This window comes from Agrococcus jenensis, assembly GCF_003752465.1.
Classification (GTDB): domain Bacteria; phylum Actinomycetota; class Actinomycetes; order Actinomycetales; family Microbacteriaceae; genus Agrococcus; species Agrococcus jenensis.
Genome location: NZ_RKHJ01000001.1, coordinates 509,804 through 529,189, shown reverse-complemented (window position 1 = coordinate 529,189; position 19,386 = coordinate 509,804). Strand labels below are relative to the sequence as shown.

The window sequence follows — 19,386 nt, the reverse complement described above, 5'->3', positions numbered from 1 at the left end:
GTGCGAGGATTGGCGCATGACTGAGAAGCCCCAGATCGACGCCCCCGAGGGCCCCGCCCCCACCGAGCTCCAGATCACCGACATCACCGTCGGCGACGGCGAGGAGGCGGTGACCGGCAAGCAGGTCAGCGTCCACTACGTCGGCGTCACGCACTCCACCGGTGAGGAGTTCGACGCCTCCTACAACCGCGGCGCCCCGCTCGACTTCCCGCTCGGCGTCGGCATGGTCATCAAGGGCTGGGAGCAGGGCATCGAGGGCATGCGCGTCGGCGGCCGCCGCCAGCTCGTCATCCCGCCCCACCTCGCCTACGGCGAGCGCGGCGCCGGCGGCGCCATCGGCCCGAACGAGACGCTCATCTTCGTCTGCGACCTGGTCGCCGTCCGCTGACACCACCCCGCCCGTGCGCCGGGTGGTCACGACGCGCCGGGCAGCGGTAGCCGCGCGCGACGTGTCCTGACCACCCGGACGGGTGGGCTCGGCGGGCTAGATCGCCTTGCCGGGGTTCAGGATGCCGGCGGGGTCGAAGGCGGCCTTCACGGCCCGCTGCAGCGCGAGCTGCCGCTCGCCGAGCTCGTCGACGAGCCATCGCCGCTTGAGGATGCCCACGCCGTGCTCGCCGGTGAGCGTGCCGCCCATCGCGATCGCCGCCTCGAACACCTCGTTCGCGCAGGCCCAGATCGCCTCCGAGGGCTCGGTGCCGTCGAAGACGAAGGTCGGGTGCAGGTTGCCGTCGCCGGCGTGCGCGGTGGTCGCGAGCCGCACCCCGTGGCGCTCTGCGGCCTCGTCGCACGCCCGGAACATGTCGGCCATCCGCGACCGCGGCACCGAGACGTCCTCCACGAGCACGGTGCCGAACGACTCGAGCGCGAAGTGCACCTGCCTGCGCACCTGCACCAGCACATCCGACCGAGCGGCGTCGTCCGTGCGCTCGACGCGGCCGCCGTGCGCCGCCAGGATCTCCGCGACGACCTCTGAGGTCGCGGCGGCGCCCAGCTCGTCGGTCTGCACGAGCACGAACGCGCCCGCCATCGGCTGCCCGGTGTAGGCGGCGAGCATCGAGACCGCGTCGCGGCCGACGAGCTCCATGATCGCCGGGCGGATGCGCGCTGCCGTCACCGCCGTGCACGCCGCGGCCGCGACAGCCTCGTCGTCGAAGAAGGCGCCGACCGTCCACACGCCGCCGTCGGGCAGCGGCCGCAGCTTCAGGGTCGCGCCGACGACGATGCCGAGCGTGCCCTCCGAGCCGATCATGAGCGCCGTGAGGTCGAGTCCGGTGACGCCCTTCACGGTGCGGTGACCGGTCGAGATCCGGCTGCCGTCCGCGAGCACGACATCGAGCGCGAGCACCCACTCGCGCGTCACGCCGTACTTGGCGCACAGCAGGCCGCCCGCGTTCGTGGCGATGTTGCCGCCCACCGACGAGATGGCGCGGCTCGCGGGGTCCGGCGGCCACCAGAGGCCGTGGGTGGCGAGCATGTCGTTGAGCTCGGCGTTGCGGATGCCGGGCTCGACCCGGCACGACTGGTCGACGATCGAGACGTCGAGCAGCCGCCGCATCCGGTCGACCGAGACGACGAGCTCGCCCTCGCCGGCGATCGCACCGCCGGCCAGCCCGGTGCCCGCCGCACGCGGCACGACGGGCACGCCGTGCTCGGTCGCCCAGCGCAGCGCGGCCTGCACGTGCGAGGCGTCCTCCGCCTCGACGATCGCGAGCGGCGGCGCGACGGAGCGATGGCCCGACTTGTCGGCGCGCGCGACGTCGAGCGCGACGGGATCGGTGACGAGCACGTGGGCGGGCAGCGCTGTCCGCAGGGCGTCGAGGCTCACGCGAGCACGAGTCCGTCGACGACGTGCCAGGCGCCCGGGACGCCCGAGAAGCGGACGGAGTGCGCGTTGTCGGGGGTGCGCGTCTCCTGGCCCGTGACGTGGTCGGCGAACGCACGGATGAAGGTGCCGTGCGTGACGATGACGAGCGCGTCGACGGGGTTGCGGGCGGCGACGTCGTCGACCGCGGCGACGGCGCGGCGCTGCAGGTCGTCGAAGTCCTCCTCGCCGGGCCAGTCGCTGCCGAAGCGCGCGACGGCCTCCTCCTTCGTCAGCCCCTCGGCCTCGCCGTAGGCGCGCTCGATGAGGCTCGGGTAGCGACCGCAGACCTCGAGGCCGAGCTCGGCGGCGATGATGTCGGCGGTGACGGCCGCCCGCACGAGCGGCGATGACACCACCGCGTCCCAGCGCGCATCGGTCGACGGGCCGTCGGCGAGCAGCCGAGCAGCGGTGTGCGCCTGCGCGATGCCGGTCTCGTTCAGCGGGATGTCGCTCGTGCCCTGCAGCCTGCCGTCGCGGTTGAAGTCGGTCTGGCCGTGTCGGACGAGGGCGATCTCCATGCCCCGAGCCTAGGGCGGCGCGACGTCGCTCATCCACAGGCTCACATTCCGTCGCCCCCGCGCGTTAGCGGAGTATGAGAGGAATGCGGCCATGACCCACACCATCATCGACAGCCCCATCGGCCCGCTCACGCTCGTGCGGAGCGAGCGCGGCATCACGGGCCTGTACATGCCCGACCATCGGCCCGCGCCCGACGAGGCATCGTTCGGCGAGCGCGACGACGCCGGCTTCGCCGCTGCGGCGCAGCAGCTCGGTGAGTACTGGGCGGGGGAGCGACGCGCGTTCGACCTCGACCTCGACCCCACGGGCAGCCCCTTCCAGCTGCGCGTGTGGGAGGCGCTGCGCTCCATCCCCTACGGCGAGACGCGCAGCTACGGCTGGATCGCGGCGTCGATCGGGCAGCCGACGGCGGTGCGGGCGGTCGGGCTCGCCAACAGCCGCAACCCGATCTCGATCGTGGTGCCCTGCCACCGGGTGGTCGGGTCGACGGGCTCGCTCACCGGCTACGCCGGCGGCGTCGAGCGCAAGCGCTTCCTGCTCGACCACGAGGCCGGATCGTCGCTCGCGGCGGTCGGGCTAGATTCGGTCGCGTGACCCGTGCGCCCTTCGAGTCGATCGTCGCGCTGCACGGCGCGAGGGTCTGGCGCGTGTGCCGGGCGCTGCTCGACGAGGTCGACGCCGACGACGCCTGGAGCGAGACGTTCCTCGCCGCGCTCGAGGCGTATCCGCGGCTCGCGGCCGACGCGCGCGTCGAGGGCTGGCTCGTGACGATCGCGCACCGGAAGGCGATCGACGTGCTGCGGCGGCGCGCGCGCCTCGTGGTGGGCGACGTGCCGGACAGGCCCACGGCCTCGGTGGCGCGCGACCTCGACCTCGCCCGAGCGCTCGCGCTGCTGCCGGCGCGGCAGCGCGAGGCCGTCGTGCTGCACCACCTCGGCGGGCTGCCGTTCGCCGAGGTCGCGGCGACGCTCGGATCGTCGGCGGATGCTGCGCGGCGCGCATCCTCCGACGGCGTGCGCCGGCTGCGCGAGCTGCTGGGAGGCGTCGATGCCTGAGGTCGGCCTGCTCGGCGGCATCCCCGAGGCGCCCATCGCCGCGCTGCACGCGCGGCTCGTCGAGCGCGCCGCCGAGCGGGGGCTGCTCGACGTGGCGTACCGCTCGCTCGACACGGCCGTCGGCTCGCTGCTGCTCGCGGCGACACCCGCGGGCCTGGTCTCGGTGACGTTCGACGGCCGCGATCCCGCGGCGACGCTCGAGCGGCTCTCGACCGCGCTCAGCCCGCGCGTGCTCGAGGCGCCCGCGCGGCTCGACGACGCCGCGCGCCGGCTCGAGGCGCTCATCGCCGGTCGTGCTCGCGCCTTCGACGGTCCGCTCGACCTGGCGCTCGCGCGCGGCTTCGGGCGCGACGTCGTCGAGCGGCTGCGCGAGATCCCGTACGGCGAGACGCGCAGCTACGCCCAGGTCGCCGCAGCGGCCGGCTCGCCACGCGCGGTGCGCGCGGTCGGCACCGCGTGCCGGCGCAACCCGCTGCCGATCGCGATCCCGTGCCATCGGGTCGTGCGCAGCGATGGAGCGCTCGGCCAGTACGCGGGCGGCGTCGAGGCGAAGCGGCTGCTGCTTGACATCGAGGCGGCGCCCGGGGGATAGCTGGTCGATCGACCTCACGCTGCCGGTCGAGCCGCACCGCCGCTTGCGGCGGCGCGCGTCGAGACCAAGGGCTGCACCGCGCGGTGGTCTCGACTCGCTCCGCGCCTGGGGGCACGGTGCGGCTCGACCGGCAGACGGGGGCCGCTACGTTGGACCCCGTGCCCACCACCGAGCTCCTCGCCGTCGTCGAGCGCGACGGCTTCATCGAGTCCCAGCACCGAGGCGTCGCGGTCCTGATCGATCCCGACGGCACCGTGATCGAAGCGCATGGCGACGTCGCGGCGCCCTTCCTCGCCCGCAGCGCGCTCAAGCCGCTCTTCGCCGCGGCGCTGCTCGACGCGGGCCTCGTGGAGCTCCTGCCGGCGCACGCGGCGCTCGCGAGCGCGAGCCACTGGGCCGATCAGGAGCACCTCGACACCGCGCAGGCGATGGCCGAGCGCCTGGGCGTCGCCGAGGACGGGCTGCGCTGCCCGCCGATGAAGGCGCCGGACGGCTCGATGCGCCGCTTCGCGCACATGTGCGTCGGCAAGCACATCGCGCTCGCCGCGGCGGCCCGCGCGCTCGGCACGCCCAGCGACTACTGGGCCGACGACCACCAGCTCGCCGACGTGCTGCGCCAGGGCGTCGCGACCGCCGCCGGTGAGCCCATCATCGGCCTGGCGCACGACGGCTGCGGCGCGCTCGTCTTCCCCACCTCGCTCGTCGGGCTCGCGCGCGCCTTCCGCCGGCTCGCGCCCGACGCGATCGGGGGCGGACGAGCCGTCGGCGACGCGATGCGGGCGCATCCGACGCTCATCGACGGCGCGGGACGCCCCGATGCCGTCGTGATCGCCGAGACCGGATGCGCCACGAAGTTCGGCGCGGAGGGCACGCAGGCGATGGTCGCCCCCGACGGCACCACCGCGGTGGTGAAGACGGCCGACGGCGCGCGCCGCGCCGGCGCGCCGGTCGCGCTCACGATGCTCGAGCGCGCGGGGGCCATCCCCGAGGGCACCCTCGAGCGCCTGACCGAGCCGCTCGGCCTGCTGCAGCTGAGCGCCGACGTCGCGGTCGGACGCCTGCGCCCCGTCGTCTAGGGCTGCAGCAGCTCCCAGGTGCCCTCGGAGACGACCTCCACCGCACCGTCGACCACCACGATCGCGGTCGCGTCGTCGATGGCGTACGTCGGAGCGGGGATGCCTGCCGCCCATCGCTGCACGACGGCGAGCGAGGCGCCATCCGCACCGTCGCCGACGAGGTGCGGCACGAGCGCGAAGTCGACCAGCCCGAGCGTGCGCTCGGCCTCGAGCGCCATCTCGCTGCCGTCGGGCACGAACTGCAGGTCGAACTCGGCGTCGCAGTTGTACGCCGTCACCGCGATGCTGCCGGCGCTCACCCCCACGTAGACCGTCTCGGCGAGCGAGGGGAGGAGGTCCGCCAGGCCGGACTCGCGCATCCAGTGGCTCAGGTACAGCACGTCGCCGCCCCAGACGAGCAGGGCGTCGGCATCCCGCACCGCGGGCACCCAGCTCTCCTCGCGGATGGTCGGCAGCGCCGTGAGCTCGAGCACGCCGAGCGATCTCCAGCCGAGCTCGCTCAGCGGCCCTGGCGCCGTGCCGGAGATCGCCTCGCGCGCCATCCAGGGTCCTTCGGCGAACGGGTACGCGGCCGTGGGGATGATGAGCGCGCTCGACTCGGCGATGGGCTTGCCGAGCAGCCGCTCGAGGGCATCGGCGATGCTCGGGTTGGTGACACCCATCGACGTGAGCAGGAGCTTCACCAGGGTCGCCTCGGGGTGCGGTGCATGCCTGCATCATGCCGCGGGCGAGCGTCGGGGGCCAGCGAGGCCCTCGACCGTCAGCGCCCCGTCGTGGGCAGCGTGAGGATCTCGGCGCCGTCGTCGGTGATCGCGATCGTGTGCTCGCTGTGCGCCGTGCGGGCGCCCGTCGCGCTGCGGAGCGTCCAGCCGTCGGCGTCGACGACCAGCGTCGCGGTGTCCTGCATGATCCACGGCTCGAGCGCGAGCAGCAGGCCGGGTCGCAGGCGGTAGCCGCGGCCGGGCCGCCCGGTGTTGGCGACGTGCGGGTCCTGGTGCATCGTCGAGCCGATGCCGTGCCCGCCGAACTCCGTGTTGATCGGGTAGCCGGCCTCGGTGAGCACGCTGCCGATCGCGTGCGAGATGTCCCCGATGCGGGCGCCGGGGTCGGCCGCGGCGATGCCCGCGGCGAGCGCGCGCTCCGTCGCCTCGATCATCGCCAGGCTCTCGGCGGGTCGGCTGTCGCCGACCACGAAGCTGATGGCGGCGTCGGCGGCGATGCCGTCCTTCGAGACGGCGAGGTCGAGGGTCAGCAGGTCGCCGTCGGCGAGCGCGTGGTCGTGCGGCAGGCCGTGCAGCACCGCGTCGTTGACGCCCGTGCAGATGGAGTGGCCGAACGGTCCGCGGCCGAACGACGGCGCGTAGTCGACGTAGCAGGAGACGGCGCCGGCCTCGGCGATCATGGCCTGCGCCCAGCGGTCGATCTCGAGCAGGTTGGTGCCCACCGCGGTGCGTGCGCGGAGCGCCTGCAGGATGTCAGCGACGATCCGGCCGGTGATCCTCGCGCGCCCGAGCTCGGCAGGGTTCAGGATCTCGATCATGCATCGCCCCTTTGGTGACCAATACCTATCCCGGTAAGACTATCCCGGCTAGCATCGAGCCATGGTCAGACTGCCGCTCACCCCCGCCGACGTGGAGCGCGGCCGGCGCCTCGGTGCCGTACTGCGGCGCGCCAGGGGCGATCGCACGATGCTGTCGGTGGCGCTCGACGCGGGCGTCTCGCCCGAGACGCTCCGCAAGATCGAGGCCGGCCGCGTCGCGACGCCCGCCTTCTCGACCGTCGCGGCGATCGCCGCCGTGCTCGGCCTGTCGCTCGACGCGGTCTGGGCCGACATCGATGCGCACGGTCGGGAGCGCGTCGCCCGCGAGCAGCTCGCCTCCTAGGGTCGCGGGACCCGGCGTCGGCCTACAGCCGCAGCGCGCACGCCTCCGCGAACGCGGCGAACCCGCGCTGCACGACACCCTGCAGGGTGGGGTCGGTGGCGAGGTGCGCGCGCCACGCGGCCACGGCGTCCGGGCTCCGCAGCTCCGACAGCGTCGGCGACGCGACCGAGTCCCAGAGCCGCATGACCCGGTCGTCCGCCTCGAGGTGGAACTGCATGCCGACCGCGGATCCGTAGCGGAACGCCTCGTTCTCGACCGTCGCGCTCGTCGCGAGCAGCGTGGCGCCGGGTGGGAGGGCGACGACGTCGCTGTTCCAGCGCATCGCGCCGACGCGGCCGACGTGCTCGCCGAGCCACGGGTCCGGCGCGAGCACGTCGATGTCGATGATGCCCACCTCGTCGACCGCGCCCTCGCGGTGCTCGCCGCCGAGCGCGCGCCCGATGATCTGGTGGCCGAGGCAGAGCCCGAGCACCGGGATCTCCGCATCGATCGCGCGCAGCGCGAGGTCGGCCGTCAGCGCGAGCGACGGGTGCTCGTGCTCCTCCGCCGCGCTCATCTGCCCGCCCGTGATGACGACGCCCGCGATCTCGTCGAGCGCTGGCAGCTGCGCGGGGAAGACGGCCTCGCGCGTCGGCAGGTGCGACGTGAGCGTCGCCGCGTGCCCGCCCGTCTCGTACTCGATGTGCTTGATGAACAGGACGGAACGTGCCACGCGGACCCTCTCTCGGATGTGCGTAGCCTATGACGAGCGGGATGCGCGTCCTGCACCGTGAGGAGCTGCATGACCGTCTTCGCCATGGCCCCCGACGGGGTCCGCATCGCACTGCACGAGCTCGGCGACCCGGACGGCGCTCCGGTGCTGCTCATCCACGGGTTCTCGTCGAACGCGAAGCGCAACTGGATCGACACCCGCTGGGGCGACGCGCTCGCCGAGCGGGGGCTGCGCGGCATCGCGATGGACCTGCGAGGGCACGGCGAGAGCGACCGGCCGTCGATCGGCTACACCGTGCCGCACTTCCTCGACGACGTCGACGCGGTGCTCGAGCAGCTCGCGCTGCCGGAGGCGCCGGGCGCGGTCGGCTACTCGATGGGCGCGAGGCTGCTGTGGCGCCACGCGGGCACGCGGCCACACGCGTTCCGCGCGCTCGTGCTGGGCGGCCTGCCCGCCGGGGATCCGTTCCAGCGGTTCGACGTCGACCTCGCCCGCAGCGCGCTCCGCGACGAGGGGGAGCCGGGCGAGATGGAGGCCTTCGTGGTCGAGCTCGCCGGCGTCTTCCCGGAGCACGATCCCGAGACCCTCGTCACCCTCGCGGGCGAGGTGTCGCGCACGCTCTTCGACCCGGAGGCGGCGCCGCCAGCGATGCCGACCCTGCTGATGACGGGCGACAAGGACCGGCGCGCGGCTGATACGCAGGAACTGCTGCCGCTGCTGCCGGATGGCCGCTTCGAGCCGATCCCCGGTCGCAACCACATGAACGCGCCGACCTCCGGCACCTTCCGGCGGCGTGCGGCCGAGTTCCTCGCCGCCGCGCGCTGACGGGGCATGCAAAGGGCCGGTCGGGTTCTCCCGACCGGCCCCAGTCCCTTGCACCAAGCGAGGCATCGGCCATCGCTTCCGTCGACCGCCACAGCACTACGATCAACGTGCGCTCAACGTATAACGGATCGGTAACGAACCGCCCCAGAGCCGCCTGTGAGAAGGCTGTGGCCGCTCAGAAGCGGTCGGGGCTCGGGCCGGTCGCGAGCACCGTCACGTCGGCGTGCCGGTCGAAGCGGTAGCCCGCGCCGCGCACCGTCCGGATGATCTCGGCGTAGTCGCCCAGCTTGGAGCGCAGGCGGCGCACGTGCACGTCGATCGTGCGCTCGTTGGGCCGGTTCTCGTCGTCCGCGTCCCAGAGCGCGTCGATGATGGCGCAGCGTCCGACCGTCGAGCCCTCGCGCAGCACGATGTGCTGGAGCAGCTCGAACTCGCGGTAGGTGAGCGCGGCGATCTCGTCGCCGATCGCGACGCGCTTGCGCGTCAGGTCGATGACGATGCCGGGGTCGGTGTCGACGACCGGCTGCTGCACGGCCGGGTCCTGCAGGGCGCGACGCACGACATCCACGTCGCGGCCGCCCGCGCCGGCCGGGGCGAGCGCGACGGCGGCGTGCGTCTCGGCGCTCGGGGCGAGCCGGGAGGTGAGGGCGCGCAGCTCACCGACCAGGCGAGCGAGCTCGATGTGGTCGGAGGCGGCCGCATCCTCGCCGAGGCCGACGTAGAGCACGAAGCCGCGAGCCTCGGTGCCGTCCGGCACCGGGCGGATCTGCGGCGCGCGGGCAGTCGTGCGAGCGGGTGCCGCGATGGCGCGCTTCGGGGCGAGTGCCGAGGAGCCGTCGACGCGGGTCTCGAGCGACGGGCGACGGGTGCGGGTGGGGAGAGCGGTGATGGTCACGGGGATGCCTTCCGGCGAGCGGTCGGCGGCCGTCCGACCAGCGATGCCGGGTCGGGCGATGAGGGCCGTCGACTCATGGAGGACACCGATGCGCGGTGGCACGGTGTCGAGTGTCGAGTGCGAACCGACGATGCGGTTCGGGGATCGCTCGCTAGGGCTGCTCAGGCCCGCAGGCGACGCGCGAGGGCGTCAGCGCTGCTGGAGCGATCGGACGGTGCGAGCTGCGCTCAAGCACACATTCGACGCATGGCAACCATCGGCATCATCATGCCGTTCGTCCCATCGGCCGCGAAGACGGTCGGGAGGGCAGAGGTGGTCGTCATGCCTGTCAGTATCGCGGCTTGCATCCGGCGATGTCAAACGACGCCGTCAGCGAATGTGACGAAGTGTGACGCCGGCTGCCGGGCCGCGCGAGCGCCTAGTGGTCGACGGTGCCGTACAGGCGGTCGCCCGCGTCGCCGAGCCCCGGCACGATGAAGCCGTGCTCGTTGAGGCGCTCGTCCAGCGCGCCGAGCACGATCGTCACGTCGTGGCCGTCCATGTCGCGCTCGACGCGCTCGATGCCCTCGGGCGTGCCGAGCAGGCAGATCGCGGTGACGTCGACCGCGCCGCGATCGAAGAGGAACCGCATCGCCGCCGACAGCGAGCCGCCGGTCGCGAGCATCGGGTCGAGCACGAAGCACTGGCGGTCGGAGAGGTCCTCCGGGAGGCGCTCGGCGTACGTGTACGGCTCGAGCGTCGTCTCGTTGCGGGCCATGCCGAGGAACCCGACCTCCGCCGTCGGGACGAGGGTCGTCATGCCGTCGAGCATGCCGAGGCCGGCGCGCAGGATCGGCACCACGAGCGGCCGCGGCTCGGCGATCTCGACACCCGTCGTGGTCGTCACCGGCGTGGTGATCTCCTTCGGCGTCACGCGCACGTTGCGGGTCGCCTCGTAGGCGAGCAGCGTCATGAGCTCCCCGACGAGCGATCGGAACGTGGGGGAGGGCGTGCGCTCGTCCCGCAGGACGGTGAGCTTGTGCGTGATGAGCGGGTGGTCGGCGACGTGGACGCGCATAGGCTTCAGGGTAGTGGGCGCGGGACGGCGCGCCCGATCGGGGAGGGCGGATGCGGCCTGCGGCACGCGACGAGGCGCTCATGCGCCTCGCGCTCGACGAGGCGGCGGCCGCGACCACGAGCGCCGACGTGCCGGTCGGCGCGATCGTGGTCGACGCATCCGGCACGGTGATCGGCACCGGCCGCAACGAGCGCGAGCTGCGCCACGACCCGACCGCCCACGCCGAGGTGGTGGCGCTGCGCGAGGCGGCGGCCCGGCTCGGCTCCTGGCGCCTCGACGGCTGCGCGCTCGTCGTCACGCTCGAGCCGTGCGTCATGTGCGCGGGTGCCATCCTCGCGAGCCGGGTGGAGCGCGTCGTGTTCGGCGCGTGGGACGACAAGGCGGGCGCGGCGGGCAGCGTGGTCGACGTGCTCCGCGAGCGCCGGCTGCCGCACCGCGTCGAGGTGGTCGCCGGCGTGCTCGCCGCCGAGGCCGAGGCCCAGCTCCGCGCCTTCTTCGCCCCCCGCCGTTGATCCTCAACGGAGCGGCTGGTAGCGCGAGGGGATAGTGCCCTCGCGCGACCGGTCACTCCGTTGAGGATGCCCTTGGCGGTCGGTGGCGGTCCTTCGGCTCGAGGTCGTCGACGCTGTCGCCCGCCTCGGCGCTGCGCTGGTCCGCGATGCGCTGCTCGTACGTGGCCGGCCGGTAGATCTCGTCGATCACGCCCAGCCCGCCCATGCGCCGGGCGCGCTGCGTCGATGCGCTGTGCCAGATGCGCGGGCCGAGGGCGACGAGCACCGCGGTGGCGCCGATGACGCCCGCCCAGGCCAGCACGTCGAGCCAGGGCATCGGGCGGCCGTCAGGGCCAGAAGACGGCGATGAGCAGGTTCACGGCGGCGAGGCCGCCGGCGGTGTGGAAGAACGGGCCGAGCTTGCGCTCGACCTGCAGGTTGCCGACCGAGACGGCGCCGCCGGCGGTGAGGCGGGACCGCTCGGCATGCATCGCGCGCTGGCGCAGGAAGCCGATGAGCGCGGCGACGAAGACGACGACCGCGATGAGGCCCTTCACGCCGAGCTTCGCGTGGTTCACGTCGCCGTCGCCCGCCATGGCGAGGCCGTAGAGGCCGACGCCCGAGACGAGCTGGATCGACGCGCCGATCAGCATCATCGTGAAGTTGTAGCCCGCCCGCGCGCGCATCTGGAGGATGAACGTGCCGATGAGCATCGACAGCCCCACGAGGTGGGCGGTGAGCAGCAGCGAGTGCAGGAACTCCATGCAGTCAGCCTACGCAGTCGCGCTCAGTTGCCCGACTGGATGACGATGTGGTCGGTGGAGGGGGCGATCTCCGGCTGCTCGACGTAGAGGTCCGGCTCGATGTAGATCACGCGCGCGTGCGGCACCTGGGTGCGCAGGTCGGCCTCGAGGTCGTTAATCGTGCGCGACACGTGCTCGATGTCGGACTGCGGCGGGAACGCGATCTTCGCGGCCACCATGAGCTCGTCGGGGCCGAGGTAGAGCGTCTTCATGTGGATGACCGACTCGACGCCCTTGTGCGCGTTGAGCAGGGCGGCGATCCGCGCGTTGTCCTCGCGGGTCGCGCCCTCGCCGATCAGCAGCGACTTCATCTCGACCGCGAGGATCGCGGCGACGGCGATGAGCAGCACGCCGATGCAGAGCGTGCCGATCGCGTCGAAGAGCGGGTTGCCGGTGATGGCGGTGAGGCCGACGGCGGCGAAGGCGAGCACCAGGCCGACGAGCGCGGCCAGGTCCTCGAGCAGGATGACGGGCAGCTCGGGGCTCTTCGACTTGCGGATGAACGCCCACCAGCCGGCCTTGCCGCGCACCTTGTTGGCCTCCACGATGGCCGTCCGGAACGAGAAGCTCTCGAGCACGATCGCGATGCCGAGCACGACGAGCGGCAGCCAGATGATGTCGAGCTCGTGCGGGTGCTGGATCTTCGAGATGCCCTCGAAGATCGAGAACAGGCCGCCGACCGAGAACAGCACGAGCGCGACGATGAACGCCCACACGTAGCGCTCGCGGCCGTAGCCGAAGGGGTGGTCGGGCGTCGCCTGCTTCTTCGCGAGCCTGCCGCCGAGCAGCAGCAGCAGCTGGTTGCCGGCGTCGGCGACCGAGTGGATGGCCTCGGCGAGCATCGACGCGGAGCCCGAGAAGAACCAGGCGATGAACTTGGTGATGGCGATGCCGGTGTTCGCGAGGAACGCCGCGACGACGGCCTTCGTACCGTGGGATGCGCTCACGACCGGGAGTCTACGCGCGACGATGCGCGTGGGTCGGCCCCTGCCGCCCGGCTACCCTGGCCGCATGCCTGCGACCCTCCCTCCCATTGCCATGCTCGGCGTCGGCTCGATGGGCGGTGCGATCCTCGCCGGGCTCGCCCGCCACGGCGCCGAGCGCATCGTCGTGACGAACCGCACCGCCGAGAAGGCGGCCGCGGTCCGGCTCGACGGCGTCGAGTCGATCGCGCTCGCCGACGAGCCGGACGGCAATGCCCGCGCGGTCGCGGGCGCGAAGCTCGTCGTGCTCGGCGTGAAGCCGGCCGGCATCGTCGATCTTGCGCGCGAGATCGCTCCGCACCTGGCCGCGGACGCCGTGGTCGTCTCGATCGCGGCCGGCACCACCGTGGCGTCGATCGAGGCTGCGCTGCCGGCATCGGTCGCCGTCGTGCGCGCCATGCCGAACACCCCGTCGCACGTCGGGCTCGGCGTGACGGGCGCCGCCGGCGGCACCCGCGCCTCTGCCGACGACGTCGCGCTCGTCGCCCGCATGTTCGAGGCGGTCGGCGAGGTGATCGTCGTCGACGAGTCGCAGATCGACGCGCTCTCGACCATCTCGGGCTCCGGCCCCGCCTACGTCTTCCTGCTCATCGAGGAGCTCACCGCCGCGGCCGAGCGGATGGGCTTCACGCCAGAGCAGGCGGCGACGATGGTGCAGGGCACGTTCCGCGGCGCGAGCGAGCTGCTCGCCGCCGACGGCTCGGTGCCGATGACCGCTCGGCCGGCGGAGCTGCGCCGCCGGGTCACGAGCCCGAAGGGCACGACCGAGCGCGCGGTCGCGGTGCTGCAGGACGCCCGGCTCGGCGAGGTCTTCGACCGCGCGACCGCCGCGGCCCTGGCGCGCGCGCAGGAGCTCGCCGCGGGCTGAGCCCGCCGGAGCGGGCGGCGACCCGTCAGACGGCGTCGCCCTGCACGTACTGCCAGCCCTGGTCGCGCCGGAAGCTGCTGAGCTCCCGCAGCACGCCGCGCTGCCCGTCCGCGACCCAGTGCGCCTCGAAGGCCACCGTGCCCTCGCGGTCGAAGGGGCCGCCGCCGCTCGTGCCCTGGATCTCGAGGCGCAGCCAGCGGATGCCCGGGTCGAGCTCGAGCGATCGCGGCCGGGTCGTGGGGTGCCAGGAGGCGAGCAGCCAGTCGACGTCGCCGGTCGCGAACGCCGTGAAGCGGGAGCGCATGAGCACCTCGGCGGTCGCCGCCTCGCGCTCGCGCCGGTGGATCGGCCCGCAGCACTCGCCGTAGACGAGGCCCGTCCCGCACGGGCAGCGCTTCGCGTCGTCGATCGTCATCGGCCGCTCAGGCGCCCAGGCCCGCGAACCGCTCGATGTCGGCCTGGTTGCCGGAGACGATGATGAGGTCGTGGTTCGAGACGATCGTCTCGGGCGTCGCGTAGGTGAACTCGCCACCGGGGCTCTTCACGCCCACGACGGTCAGGTGGTACTTCGAGCGGATCCTCGACTCCGCGAGCGTGACGCCGCGGATGTGCTTCGGCGGGTACATCTTCACGATCGCGAACTGATCGTCGAACTGGATGTAGTCGAGCATCCGGCCCGACACGAGGTGCGCGACGCGCTCGCCGGCCTCCGCCTCCGGGTAGATGACGTGGTTCGCGCCGATGCGGCTGAGGATCTTGCCGTGCGACTGGCTGATCGCCTTCGCCCAGATCTGCGGGATGCCGAGGTCGACGAGGTTCGCGACGATGAGCACCGACGCCTCGATCGACGAGCCGACCGCGCAGACCGCGATCGCGAAGTCCTGCGCGCCGACCTGCTTGAGCGCGTCGATGGAGCGCGCATCCGCCTGCACCGTGTGCGTGAGCCGCTCCGACCACTTCTGCACGAGGTCGATGCTGCCGTCGATGGCGAGCACCTCGCGGTCGAGTCGCGCGAGCTGGCCGGCGGTCGCGGCGCCGAAGCGGCCGAGGCCGATCACGAGCACCGGGGCGTCGTGCGGGATCCTGTCAACCAACGATCGGCCTCTCCTCTGGGCGGGTGAACAGCTGCGTCGTCTGGCTCGCCGCCAGCGCGGCGGCGAGCGTCACACTACCGATGCGTCCGACGAACATGGTGATGGCCAGGATGATCTTGGCCGGGTCCTCGAGGCCGGGGTGGGTGAAGCCCGTCGAGAGCCCGACGGTCGCGAAGGCGCTGATCACGTCGAACAGCACGAACGACAGCGGCGCGCCGGTGATCTCGAGCAGCACGATCGTGACGCCCGCGACGATCGTCGCGCTCCACAGCGTGACCGAGACGGCCAGGCGCAGCACGTCGGACGGGATGCGGCGGCCGAACGCCTCCATCGACTTGCGGCCCCGCGCCTCGGCGATGGCGGCGAGGAACAGGATGGCGAGGGTCGTGACCTTGATGCCGCCGGCGGTCGAGGCGGAGCCACCGCCGACGAACATCAGCATGTCGGTGACGAGCAGGCTCGAGTTGTGGAGCAGCCCGAGGTCCTCGAGCGCGAAGCCCCCGGAGCGGGCCATCGACGACAGGAAGAACGCGTGCAGCAGCTGCTGGCCGAAGCCGTCGGTGCCCCACGAGTCGGGGTTGCCCCACTCGAGCACGAGGAACGAGAGGCCGCCGAGGAGGAAGAGCAGGAGCGAGACCGAGATCGTCAGCTTGACGTGCAGCGACCACTGGCGGGGGCGGCCGAGGTGCCGCAGCAGCACGAAGTAGACGGGGAACCCGAGCGACCCGGTGAAGACGCCGAGCACGAGCACGATGAGGAACCACGGGTCGGTCGCGTAGGGGTCGAGGCCCTCGGGCGTGGGCACGAAGCCGGAGTTCGTGAAGGCCATGAACGACCAGTAGGTCGCCTCGTAGAGCGCCTGCAGCGGGTTCTTGCCCTCGAGCAGGATGCGCGGGTACAGCAGCACGATGAGCGCGGCCTCGAAGACGAGCACCGACAGCGCCACGGTGCGCAGCAGCCCGCCGACCTCACCGAGCCGGATCGCCTGCCCCTCCTTGACGACGCCCTTGCGCACGCGCGAGGGGTTGGAGTCGCTCGCGGCCATGAGCTTCTGCCGCAGGCCGAGCTTGCGCGCGACGGTCAGGCCGAGGATCGAGGCGAGCGTCAGCACGCCGATGCCGCCCACCTGCACGCCCAGCAGCACGACCGCGTTCCCGAAGGGGCTCCAGTGCGTCGACATGTCGACGACCGTGAGGCCCGTGACGCAGACGACGCTCACCGCCTGGAAGAAGGCGTCGACCGGGCCGGTCGGCTCGCCGGTCGCGCTCGCCCACGGGGTCATGAAGAGCAGCATGAAGAGCAGGTTCATCGCGGCGAACACCATGATCGCGAAGCGCGCCGGGTAGCTGCCCGTGAAGCGGTCGAGGGAGTCGCGGGATCGGCTGAGGAACGTCGAGCCGTCCGACGTCCGCAACTGCGCCACCTGCTGTGCCTCTCGCGGGGACCGAGCGCCGCGGAGCGGCGCAGAACGGGCCCACTGTAGTCCTCTTGCGCCGACTGCTCCGGACGATCGGGACGGGCGTCGGCGGGGACATCGCGGTCGAGGCCCCAGGCGCGTCGACCGCCCGGCCTGGAGCGCGGTTTGGCGCGCCTCTCCCGCGCTGGCATGCTTTCGCCATGGCCGACATCTTCAGCGTGATCGCGGACAGCACGCGACGGGACATCCTCAGCGTGCTGCTCGAGCGGCGCGGGACGACGGGCGATGCGAGCGTCAGCCAGATCGTGGATGCGCTCGGCGTGCCGCAGCCGACGGTGTCGAAGCACCTCCGGACGCTCCGCGACGCGGGGCTCGTCACGGTGCGCGAGGACGGCCAGCACCGCCACTACGCCATCGTGCTGACGCCGTTCGACGAGATCGACGACTGGCTGATGCCCTTCATCTTCGCCGAGGGCGATCAGGAGGAGGCGACGCTCGGCGCCGCCGCCTTCGCTGCCTGGGCGGGCGTCAACGTGCAGGCGCCGCTGCGGGCAGCCGCGGACCAGGCCCGCATCGCCGCGGAGCAGGCCAGGGTCGCTGCCGAGCAGGCGCTCGCGCGCGTCGCCGACCGCGTCGAGCACCCGGCGCCCGTCGGCGCCTCGCTCGGCCGTCGTGCCGCGGAGAGCGTGCACGACGTGCAGGAGCGCGTCCAGGAGGCCAGGGACCGCATCCACGACGTGCAGGAGCGGCTCGTCGAGCTGCAGGCGCGCGCGACCCAGCGGTTCGACGACGCCCGCGACAAGAAGCGCCCGCGGGGGATCGAGGGCGAGGCGGACGATGCCGTCGAGGGCGCCGAGCACGACGGCCCGGGGCACGACCACGCGGCGCGCGACAGCGACGACGCCCGCCTCGACTGAGGCATCCGCCACTGCTCGGCCGAAGCCTTCGGCCCGGGCCCAGACGCCCCCGGGCGCGCGTCCGCCGCTTTCCGGTAGGATGCCGAGAGCGTTTTCCCTGCGCGGACCTCGAGGTCGTGCAGCGTCAGCGAGCAATCCCGATCGGAAGTGAGGAACCTCTATGGGTTCTGTGGTGAAGAAGCGCCGCAAGCGCATGGCGAAGAAGAAGCACCGCAAGCTGCTTCGCAAGACGCGCCACCAGCGTCGCAACCGCAAGTAGTCGGTTGCGCCAGAGCCGGGATCCCCATCGGGGTCCCGGCTTCTGCGTTCCCGCAGGCGGGAGCGCGGCGACCTAGGCTTGCTGCATGGTCGAGATCACGCTCATCGGCAAGCCCGGCTGCCACCTCTGCGACGAGGCACGCCCGATCGTCGAGCGGGTCGTCGCCGGGTTCCCCGAAGCGACGCTCACCGAGCTGTCGATCCTCGACGACCCGGCGCTCGAGTCGCGCTGGCACGACGACATCCCGGTCGTGCTCATCGACGGCCGCCAGCACTCCGCATGGCGCGTCGACGCCGGGAAGCTGACCGACCGCATCCAGGCCGCCACCGCCGCCACGAGCTGAGGGCCTGCGTCCGAGCGCAGGGCGACTCGGACGCAGGCCCTCAGGGGCGGATGCCGCTACGGCGTCAGGCGCGTCGGGCCGCGGAAGAGGTACGTCGACTCGCGGATCGAGCCGAGGCCGAGCATGAGCATGACGACGCGCGCGAGGCCCATGCCGAAGCCGCCGTGCGGGGGCGTGCCGTAGCGGAAGAAGTCGAGGTACTCCTCGAGCTCCGCGGGGTTCATGCCCTTCTCGACGATCTGCGCCTCGAGCACCTCGACGCGGTGCTCGCGCTGCGCGCCGGTCGAGATCTCGACGCCGTTGTAGATGAGGTCGTACGAGTTCGTGACGTCGGCCCGGCCCTCGGGGCGCAGGTGGTAGAACGGCCGCACGCTCGACGGGAACTCCGTGACGAAGACGAAGTCGTGGCCCATCGTCTCCTTGACGTGCGCCGAGATCTGGCGCTCCGCCTCGGGGTCGAGGTCGCCGTCCTCGCGCTCGATCGTGTGGCCGCGGGCCTCGACGATGGCCTTGACCTCGGCGTGCGGGATGCGCGGGAAGGGCAGCGTGGGCGCCTCGAGCGCGATGCCGAAGTGCTGCTCGATCTCGGCGCCGTGGCGCTCGACGACCGCGGTGACCGCCTTGGCCAGCAGCGCCTCGTGCAGCTGCATGACCTCCTCGTGCGAGTCGATCCAGGAGATCTCGCTGTCGATCGAGGTGAACTCGGTCGCGTGGCGGCTCGTGTACGAGGGGTCGGCGCGGAAGGCCGGGCCGATCTCGAAGATCTTGCCGAAGCCGGCCGACTGCGCCATCTGCTTGAAGAGCTGCGGCGACTGCGCGAGGTAGGCGGTGGTCTCGAAGTAGGGCACCTCGAAGAGCTCGGCGCGCGACTCGGAGGCCGTCGCCATGAGCTTGGGCGTGTGGAGCTCGATGAAGCCCTCGTCGATCCAGTGCTGGCGCATCGCGTGCTCGATGGTCGTCTGCACGCGGAAGATCAGCTGCGCCTCGGGGCGGCGCAGGTCGAGGAAGCGCCAGTCGAGGCGCTTGTCGATCGACGAGTCGTCGGCGATCGGGCTGTCCTTCGCGACCGACTCGACGGTGAGCGAGCGCACCTTGACCTCGAGGCCGCCGAGCTTGACGCGCTCGTCCGCCTTGAGGTCGCCCTCGACGGTGATGAACGAGCCGTGCATGAGGCCGGAGATGGTCGCGGCGGTCTCCGCGGTGTCGTCGTTGACCGGGTTCACGAGCTGGGCGGAGCCCGACTCGTCGCGCAGGATCACGAACTGCACGCGCTTCTGATCGCGCACCGTCTCGACCCAGCCCTGCACCTTCACGGGGCCGTCGGGGAGCGATGCGAGGTCATGGATCAGGGTGCGAGAGGTCACGGCCCGATCCTACCGGCCCGCTGCGGCGCCCCCGGCGGGGCGCCGGGTCAGCGGCGGCGGCGCTCGACCGCTGCGGGGGCGACGGTCGCGAGCGCGACCCAGCCGCCCACGAGCGCCACGACGGATGCGGCGAGCACGACCCATCCGGCCGTCGCGCTCACCGGCGAGCCGGGCCCGTCGGAGGCGACGAGCAGCCAGACGCCGGCGGCCGCGAGCGCGCCGACGACGAGCGCGGCGGGCGTCGCGTAGGCGCGATGGGCGAGGTAGCGCGCCCACGTCCACATGAGGCTCGCGGCGAGCACGACGACGAGCGCGATCGCGAGCGGGACGAGGAGGGGCACGGCTCCATCTTCCCCTGCCGCTCGG

The 19,386-nt window shown here is 72.7% G+C and carries 27 protein-coding genes; 12 read left to right on the top strand and 15 right to left on the bottom strand.

Translation table 11 applies throughout. The features are described from left to right. The first annotated feature begins 16 nt into the window (after positions 1–16). Positions 17–388: an FKBP-type peptidyl-prolyl cis-trans isomerase gene (locus EDD26_RS02610; protein ID WP_123696280.1), complete on the top strand. Its 372-nt coding sequence runs from the start codon at positions 17–19 to the stop codon at positions 386–388. 96 nt (positions 389–484) lie between these two features. On the opposite strand, the gene EDD26_RS02605 is transcribed toward EDD26_RS02610, so the two are convergent. Then, entirely contained in the window at positions 485–1,828 is a 1,344-nt protein-coding gene (locus tag EDD26_RS02605; RefSeq protein ID WP_123696279.1) for an FAD-binding oxidoreductase, read from the bottom strand. Then, positions 1,825–2,385, bottom strand: a complete 561-nt coding sequence (locus EDD26_RS02600; protein WP_123696278.1) for a histidine phosphatase family protein — start codon at positions 2,383–2,385, stop codon at positions 1,825–1,827. The genes EDD26_RS02605 and EDD26_RS02600 overlap by 4 nt, the downstream gene beginning before the upstream one ends. Positions 2,386–2,476: 91 nt before the next feature. On the opposite strand from EDD26_RS02600, the gene EDD26_RS02595 reads away from it, so the two are divergent. The 4 genes from EDD26_RS02595 (at position 2,477) to EDD26_RS02580 (ending at position 5,109) form a co-directional block, all read left to right on the top strand. Then, a complete protein-coding gene (locus EDD26_RS02595) occupies positions 2,477–2,980 on the top strand; it encodes a methylated-DNA--[protein]-cysteine S-methyltransferase (protein ID WP_123696277.1) in 504 nt (167 codons plus the stop codon). Further along, on the top strand, positions 2,977–3,441 hold the full coding sequence (locus EDD26_RS02590; RefSeq protein ID WP_123696276.1) for an RNA polymerase sigma factor: 465 nt from the start codon (positions 2,977–2,979) through the stop codon (positions 3,439–3,441). The genes EDD26_RS02595 and EDD26_RS02590 overlap by 4 nt, the downstream gene beginning before the upstream one ends. Continuing rightward, entirely contained in the window at positions 3,434–4,033 is a 600-nt protein-coding gene (locus tag EDD26_RS02585; protein WP_123698406.1) for a methylated-DNA--[protein]-cysteine S-methyltransferase, read from the top strand. The genes EDD26_RS02590 and EDD26_RS02585 overlap by 8 nt, the downstream gene beginning before the upstream one ends. Before the next feature lie 158 nt (positions 4,034–4,191). Then, positions 4,192–5,109 carry an asparaginase gene (locus EDD26_RS02580; RefSeq protein WP_170165504.1) on the top strand — a complete coding sequence of 306 codons (918 nt, stop codon included), beginning with the start codon at positions 4,192–4,194 and terminating at the stop codon, positions 5,107–5,109. On the opposite strand, the gene EDD26_RS02575 is transcribed toward EDD26_RS02580, so the two are convergent. Both EDD26_RS02575 and map read right to left on the bottom strand, forming a co-directional pair. Next, the gene (locus EDD26_RS02575) at positions 5,106–5,792 is read right to left on the bottom strand and encodes a Type 1 glutamine amidotransferase-like domain-containing protein (RefSeq protein WP_123696274.1); all 687 of its coding nucleotides are present in this window, start codon (positions 5,790–5,792) and stop codon (positions 5,106–5,108) included. The genes EDD26_RS02580 and EDD26_RS02575 overlap by 4 nt on opposite strands. A 77-nt stretch (positions 5,793–5,869) precedes the next feature. Then, the gene (map, locus tag EDD26_RS02570; RefSeq protein WP_123696273.1) at positions 5,870–6,649 is read right to left on the bottom strand and encodes a type I methionyl aminopeptidase; all 780 of its coding nucleotides are present in this window, start codon (positions 6,647–6,649) and stop codon (positions 5,870–5,872) included. A 61-nt stretch (positions 6,650–6,710) separates the two neighbouring features. Here map and EDD26_RS02565 point away from each other — a divergent pair, with 61 nt between their 5' ends. Further along, entirely contained in the window at positions 6,711–6,992 is a 282-nt protein-coding gene (locus EDD26_RS02565) for a helix-turn-helix domain-containing protein (protein ID WP_123696272.1), read from the top strand. A gap of 22 nt (positions 6,993–7,014) precedes the next feature. On the opposite strand, the gene EDD26_RS02560 is transcribed toward EDD26_RS02565, so the two are convergent. Continuing rightward, positions 7,015–7,704: a type 1 glutamine amidotransferase gene (locus EDD26_RS02560; protein WP_123696271.1), complete on the bottom strand. Its 690-nt coding sequence runs from the start codon at positions 7,702–7,704 to the stop codon at positions 7,015–7,017. Between the two features lie 69 nt (positions 7,705–7,773). Here EDD26_RS02560 and EDD26_RS02555 point away from each other — a divergent pair, with 69 nt between their 5' ends. Then, positions 7,774–8,529 (top strand): alpha/beta fold hydrolase, encoded by a 756-nt coding sequence (locus EDD26_RS02555; RefSeq protein WP_123696270.1) that lies wholly within the window; start codon positions 7,774–7,776, stop codon positions 8,527–8,529. Between the two features lie 175 nt (positions 8,530–8,704). Here EDD26_RS02555 and EDD26_RS02550 read toward each other — a convergent pair whose 3' ends face one another. Next, positions 8,705–9,424, bottom strand: a complete 720-nt coding sequence (locus EDD26_RS02550; protein WP_281273307.1) for a winged helix-turn-helix domain-containing protein — start codon at positions 9,422–9,424, stop codon at positions 8,705–8,707. 418 nt (positions 9,425–9,842) lie between these two features. Then, complete coding sequence (gene upp / locus EDD26_RS02545; RefSeq protein ID WP_123696269.1) at positions 9,843–10,481, bottom strand: uracil phosphoribosyltransferase; 639 nt, start codon at positions 10,479–10,481, stop codon at positions 9,843–9,845. A 50-nt stretch (positions 10,482–10,531) separates the two neighbouring features. On the opposite strand from upp, the gene tadA reads away from it, so the two are divergent. Beyond that, positions 10,532–10,993: a tRNA adenosine(34) deaminase TadA gene (gene tadA / locus EDD26_RS02540; RefSeq protein ID WP_123696268.1), complete on the top strand. Its 462-nt coding sequence runs from the start codon at positions 10,532–10,534 to the stop codon at positions 10,991–10,993. Between the two features lie 52 nt (positions 10,994–11,045). Here tadA and EDD26_RS02535 read toward each other — a convergent pair whose 3' ends face one another. Genes EDD26_RS02535 through EDD26_RS02525 form a run of 3 tightly spaced genes read right to left on the bottom strand, consistent with a single transcriptional unit; the run spans position 11,046 to position 12,722 of the window. Beyond that, the gene (locus EDD26_RS02535; RefSeq protein ID WP_123696267.1) at positions 11,046–11,309 is read right to left on the bottom strand and encodes a hypothetical protein; all 264 of its coding nucleotides are present in this window, start codon (positions 11,307–11,309) and stop codon (positions 11,046–11,048) included. Between the two features lie 10 nt (positions 11,310–11,319). Further along, positions 11,320–11,736: a hypothetical protein gene (locus EDD26_RS02530; protein WP_123696266.1), complete on the bottom strand. Its 417-nt coding sequence runs from the start codon at positions 11,734–11,736 to the stop codon at positions 11,320–11,322. A gap of 23 nt (positions 11,737–11,759) precedes the next feature. Further along, positions 11,760–12,722, bottom strand: coding sequence for a cation diffusion facilitator family transporter (locus tag EDD26_RS02525; RefSeq protein ID WP_123696265.1), 963 nt, complete (start codon positions 12,720–12,722; stop codon positions 11,760–11,762). A 64-nt stretch (positions 12,723–12,786) separates the two neighbouring features. Between EDD26_RS02525 and proC the strand changes: the two genes are divergently transcribed. Further along, a complete protein-coding gene (proC, locus tag EDD26_RS02520; RefSeq protein ID WP_123696264.1) occupies positions 12,787–13,626 on the top strand; it encodes a pyrroline-5-carboxylate reductase in 840 nt (279 codons plus the stop codon). A gap of 25 nt (positions 13,627–13,651) precedes the next feature. Here proC and EDD26_RS02515 read toward each other — a convergent pair whose 3' ends face one another. The 3 genes from EDD26_RS02515 to EDD26_RS02505 are packed head-to-tail and all read right to left on the bottom strand — an operon-like array spanning position 13,652 to position 16,143. Continuing rightward, positions 13,652–14,041: a YchJ family protein gene (locus EDD26_RS02515; RefSeq protein ID WP_123696263.1), complete on the bottom strand. Its 390-nt coding sequence runs from the start codon at positions 14,039–14,041 to the stop codon at positions 13,652–13,654. Positions 14,042–14,048: 7 nt separating this feature from the next. Further along, entirely contained in the window at positions 14,049–14,720 is a 672-nt protein-coding gene (locus tag EDD26_RS02510) for a potassium channel family protein (protein WP_123696262.1), read from the bottom strand. Further along, positions 14,713–16,143: a TrkH family potassium uptake protein gene (locus EDD26_RS02505; protein WP_342769287.1), complete on the bottom strand. Its 1,431-nt coding sequence runs from the start codon at positions 16,141–16,143 to the stop codon at positions 14,713–14,715. Before EDD26_RS02505 ends, EDD26_RS02510 begins: the two co-directional genes overlap by 8 nt. A 194-nt stretch (positions 16,144–16,337) precedes the next feature. Between EDD26_RS02505 and EDD26_RS14790 the strand changes: the two genes are divergently transcribed. The 3 genes from EDD26_RS14790 (at position 16,338) to EDD26_RS02490 (ending at position 17,656) form a co-directional block, all read left to right on the top strand. After that, complete coding sequence (locus EDD26_RS14790) at positions 16,338–17,054, top strand: ArsR/SmtB family transcription factor (protein WP_211333813.1); 717 nt, start codon at positions 16,338–16,340, stop codon at positions 17,052–17,054. Between the two features lie 160 nt (positions 17,055–17,214). Further along, positions 17,215–17,313 (top strand): 30S ribosomal protein bS22, encoded by a 99-nt coding sequence (locus EDD26_RS02495; protein WP_021011861.1) that lies wholly within the window; start codon positions 17,215–17,217, stop codon positions 17,311–17,313. Positions 17,314–17,398: 85 nt separating this feature from the next. Further along, positions 17,399–17,656 (top strand): glutaredoxin family protein, encoded by a 258-nt coding sequence (locus EDD26_RS02490; protein ID WP_123696261.1) that lies wholly within the window; start codon positions 17,399–17,401, stop codon positions 17,654–17,656. Positions 17,657–17,712: 56 nt separating this feature from the next. Here EDD26_RS02490 and aspS read toward each other — a convergent pair whose 3' ends face one another. Beyond that, on the bottom strand, positions 17,713–19,005 hold the full coding sequence (gene aspS, locus EDD26_RS02485; protein WP_123698403.1) for an aspartate--tRNA(Asn) ligase: 1,293 nt from the start codon (positions 19,003–19,005) through the stop codon (positions 17,713–17,715). Positions 19,006–19,067: 62 nt separating this feature from the next. After that, positions 19,068–19,361, bottom strand: coding sequence for a hypothetical protein (locus EDD26_RS02480; RefSeq protein ID WP_123696260.1), 294 nt, complete (start codon positions 19,359–19,361; stop codon positions 19,068–19,070). Between the last annotated feature and the right edge of the window lie 25 nt (positions 19,362–19,386).

Bases quoted from the DNA above. Each gene is read 5' to 3' on its own strand.
- EDD26_RS02515 (WP_123696263.1), bottom strand. From the start codon at position 14,041: ATGACGATCGACGACGCGAAGCGCTGCCCGTGCGGGACGGGCCTCGTC.
- EDD26_RS02610 (WP_123696280.1), top strand. From the start codon at position 17: ATGACTGAGAAGCCCCAGATCGACGCCCCCGAGGGCCCCGCCCCCACC.
- EDD26_RS02490 (WP_123696261.1), top strand. From the start codon at position 17,399: ATGGTCGAGATCACGCTCATCGGCAAGCCCGGCTGCCACCTCTGCGAC.
- EDD26_RS02565 (WP_123696272.1), top strand. From the start codon at position 6,711: ATGGTCAGACTGCCGCTCACCCCCGCCGACGTGGAGCGCGGCCGGCGC.
- EDD26_RS02600 (WP_123696278.1), bottom strand. From the start codon at position 2,385: ATGGAGATCGCCCTCGTCCGACACGGCCAGACCGACTTCAACCGCGAC.
- upp (WP_123696269.1), bottom strand. From the start codon at position 10,481: ATGCGCGTCCACGTCGCCGACCACCCGCTCATCACGCACAAGCTCACC.
- EDD26_RS02535 (WP_123696267.1), bottom strand. From the start codon at position 11,309: ATGCCCTGGCTCGACGTGCTGGCCTGGGCGGGCGTCATCGGCGCCACC.
- EDD26_RS02595 (WP_123696277.1), top strand. From the start codon at position 2,477: ATGACCCACACCATCATCGACAGCCCCATCGGCCCGCTCACGCTCGTG.
- EDD26_RS14790 (WP_211333813.1), top strand. From the start codon at position 16,338: ATGGCCGACATCTTCAGCGTGATCGCGGACAGCACGCGACGGGACATC.
- EDD26_RS02495 (WP_021011861.1), top strand. From the start codon at position 17,215: ATGGGTTCTGTGGTGAAGAAGCGCCGCAAGCGCATGGCGAAGAAGAAG.
- EDD26_RS02555 (WP_123696270.1), top strand. From the start codon at position 7,774: ATGACCGTCTTCGCCATGGCCCCCGACGGGGTCCGCATCGCACTGCAC.
- proC (WP_123696264.1), top strand. From the start codon at position 12,787: ATGCCTGCGACCCTCCCTCCCATTGCCATGCTCGGCGTCGGCTCGATG.
- EDD26_RS02530 (WP_123696266.1), bottom strand. From the start codon at position 11,736: ATGGAGTTCCTGCACTCGCTGCTGCTCACCGCCCACCTCGTGGGGCTG.
- map (WP_123696273.1), bottom strand. From the start codon at position 6,649: ATGATCGAGATCCTGAACCCTGCCGAGCTCGGGCGCGCGAGGATCACC.
- tadA (WP_123696268.1), top strand. From the start codon at position 10,532: ATGCGGCCTGCGGCACGCGACGAGGCGCTCATGCGCCTCGCGCTCGAC.
- EDD26_RS02585 (WP_123698406.1), top strand. From the start codon at position 3,434: ATGCCTGAGGTCGGCCTGCTCGGCGGCATCCCCGAGGCGCCCATCGCC.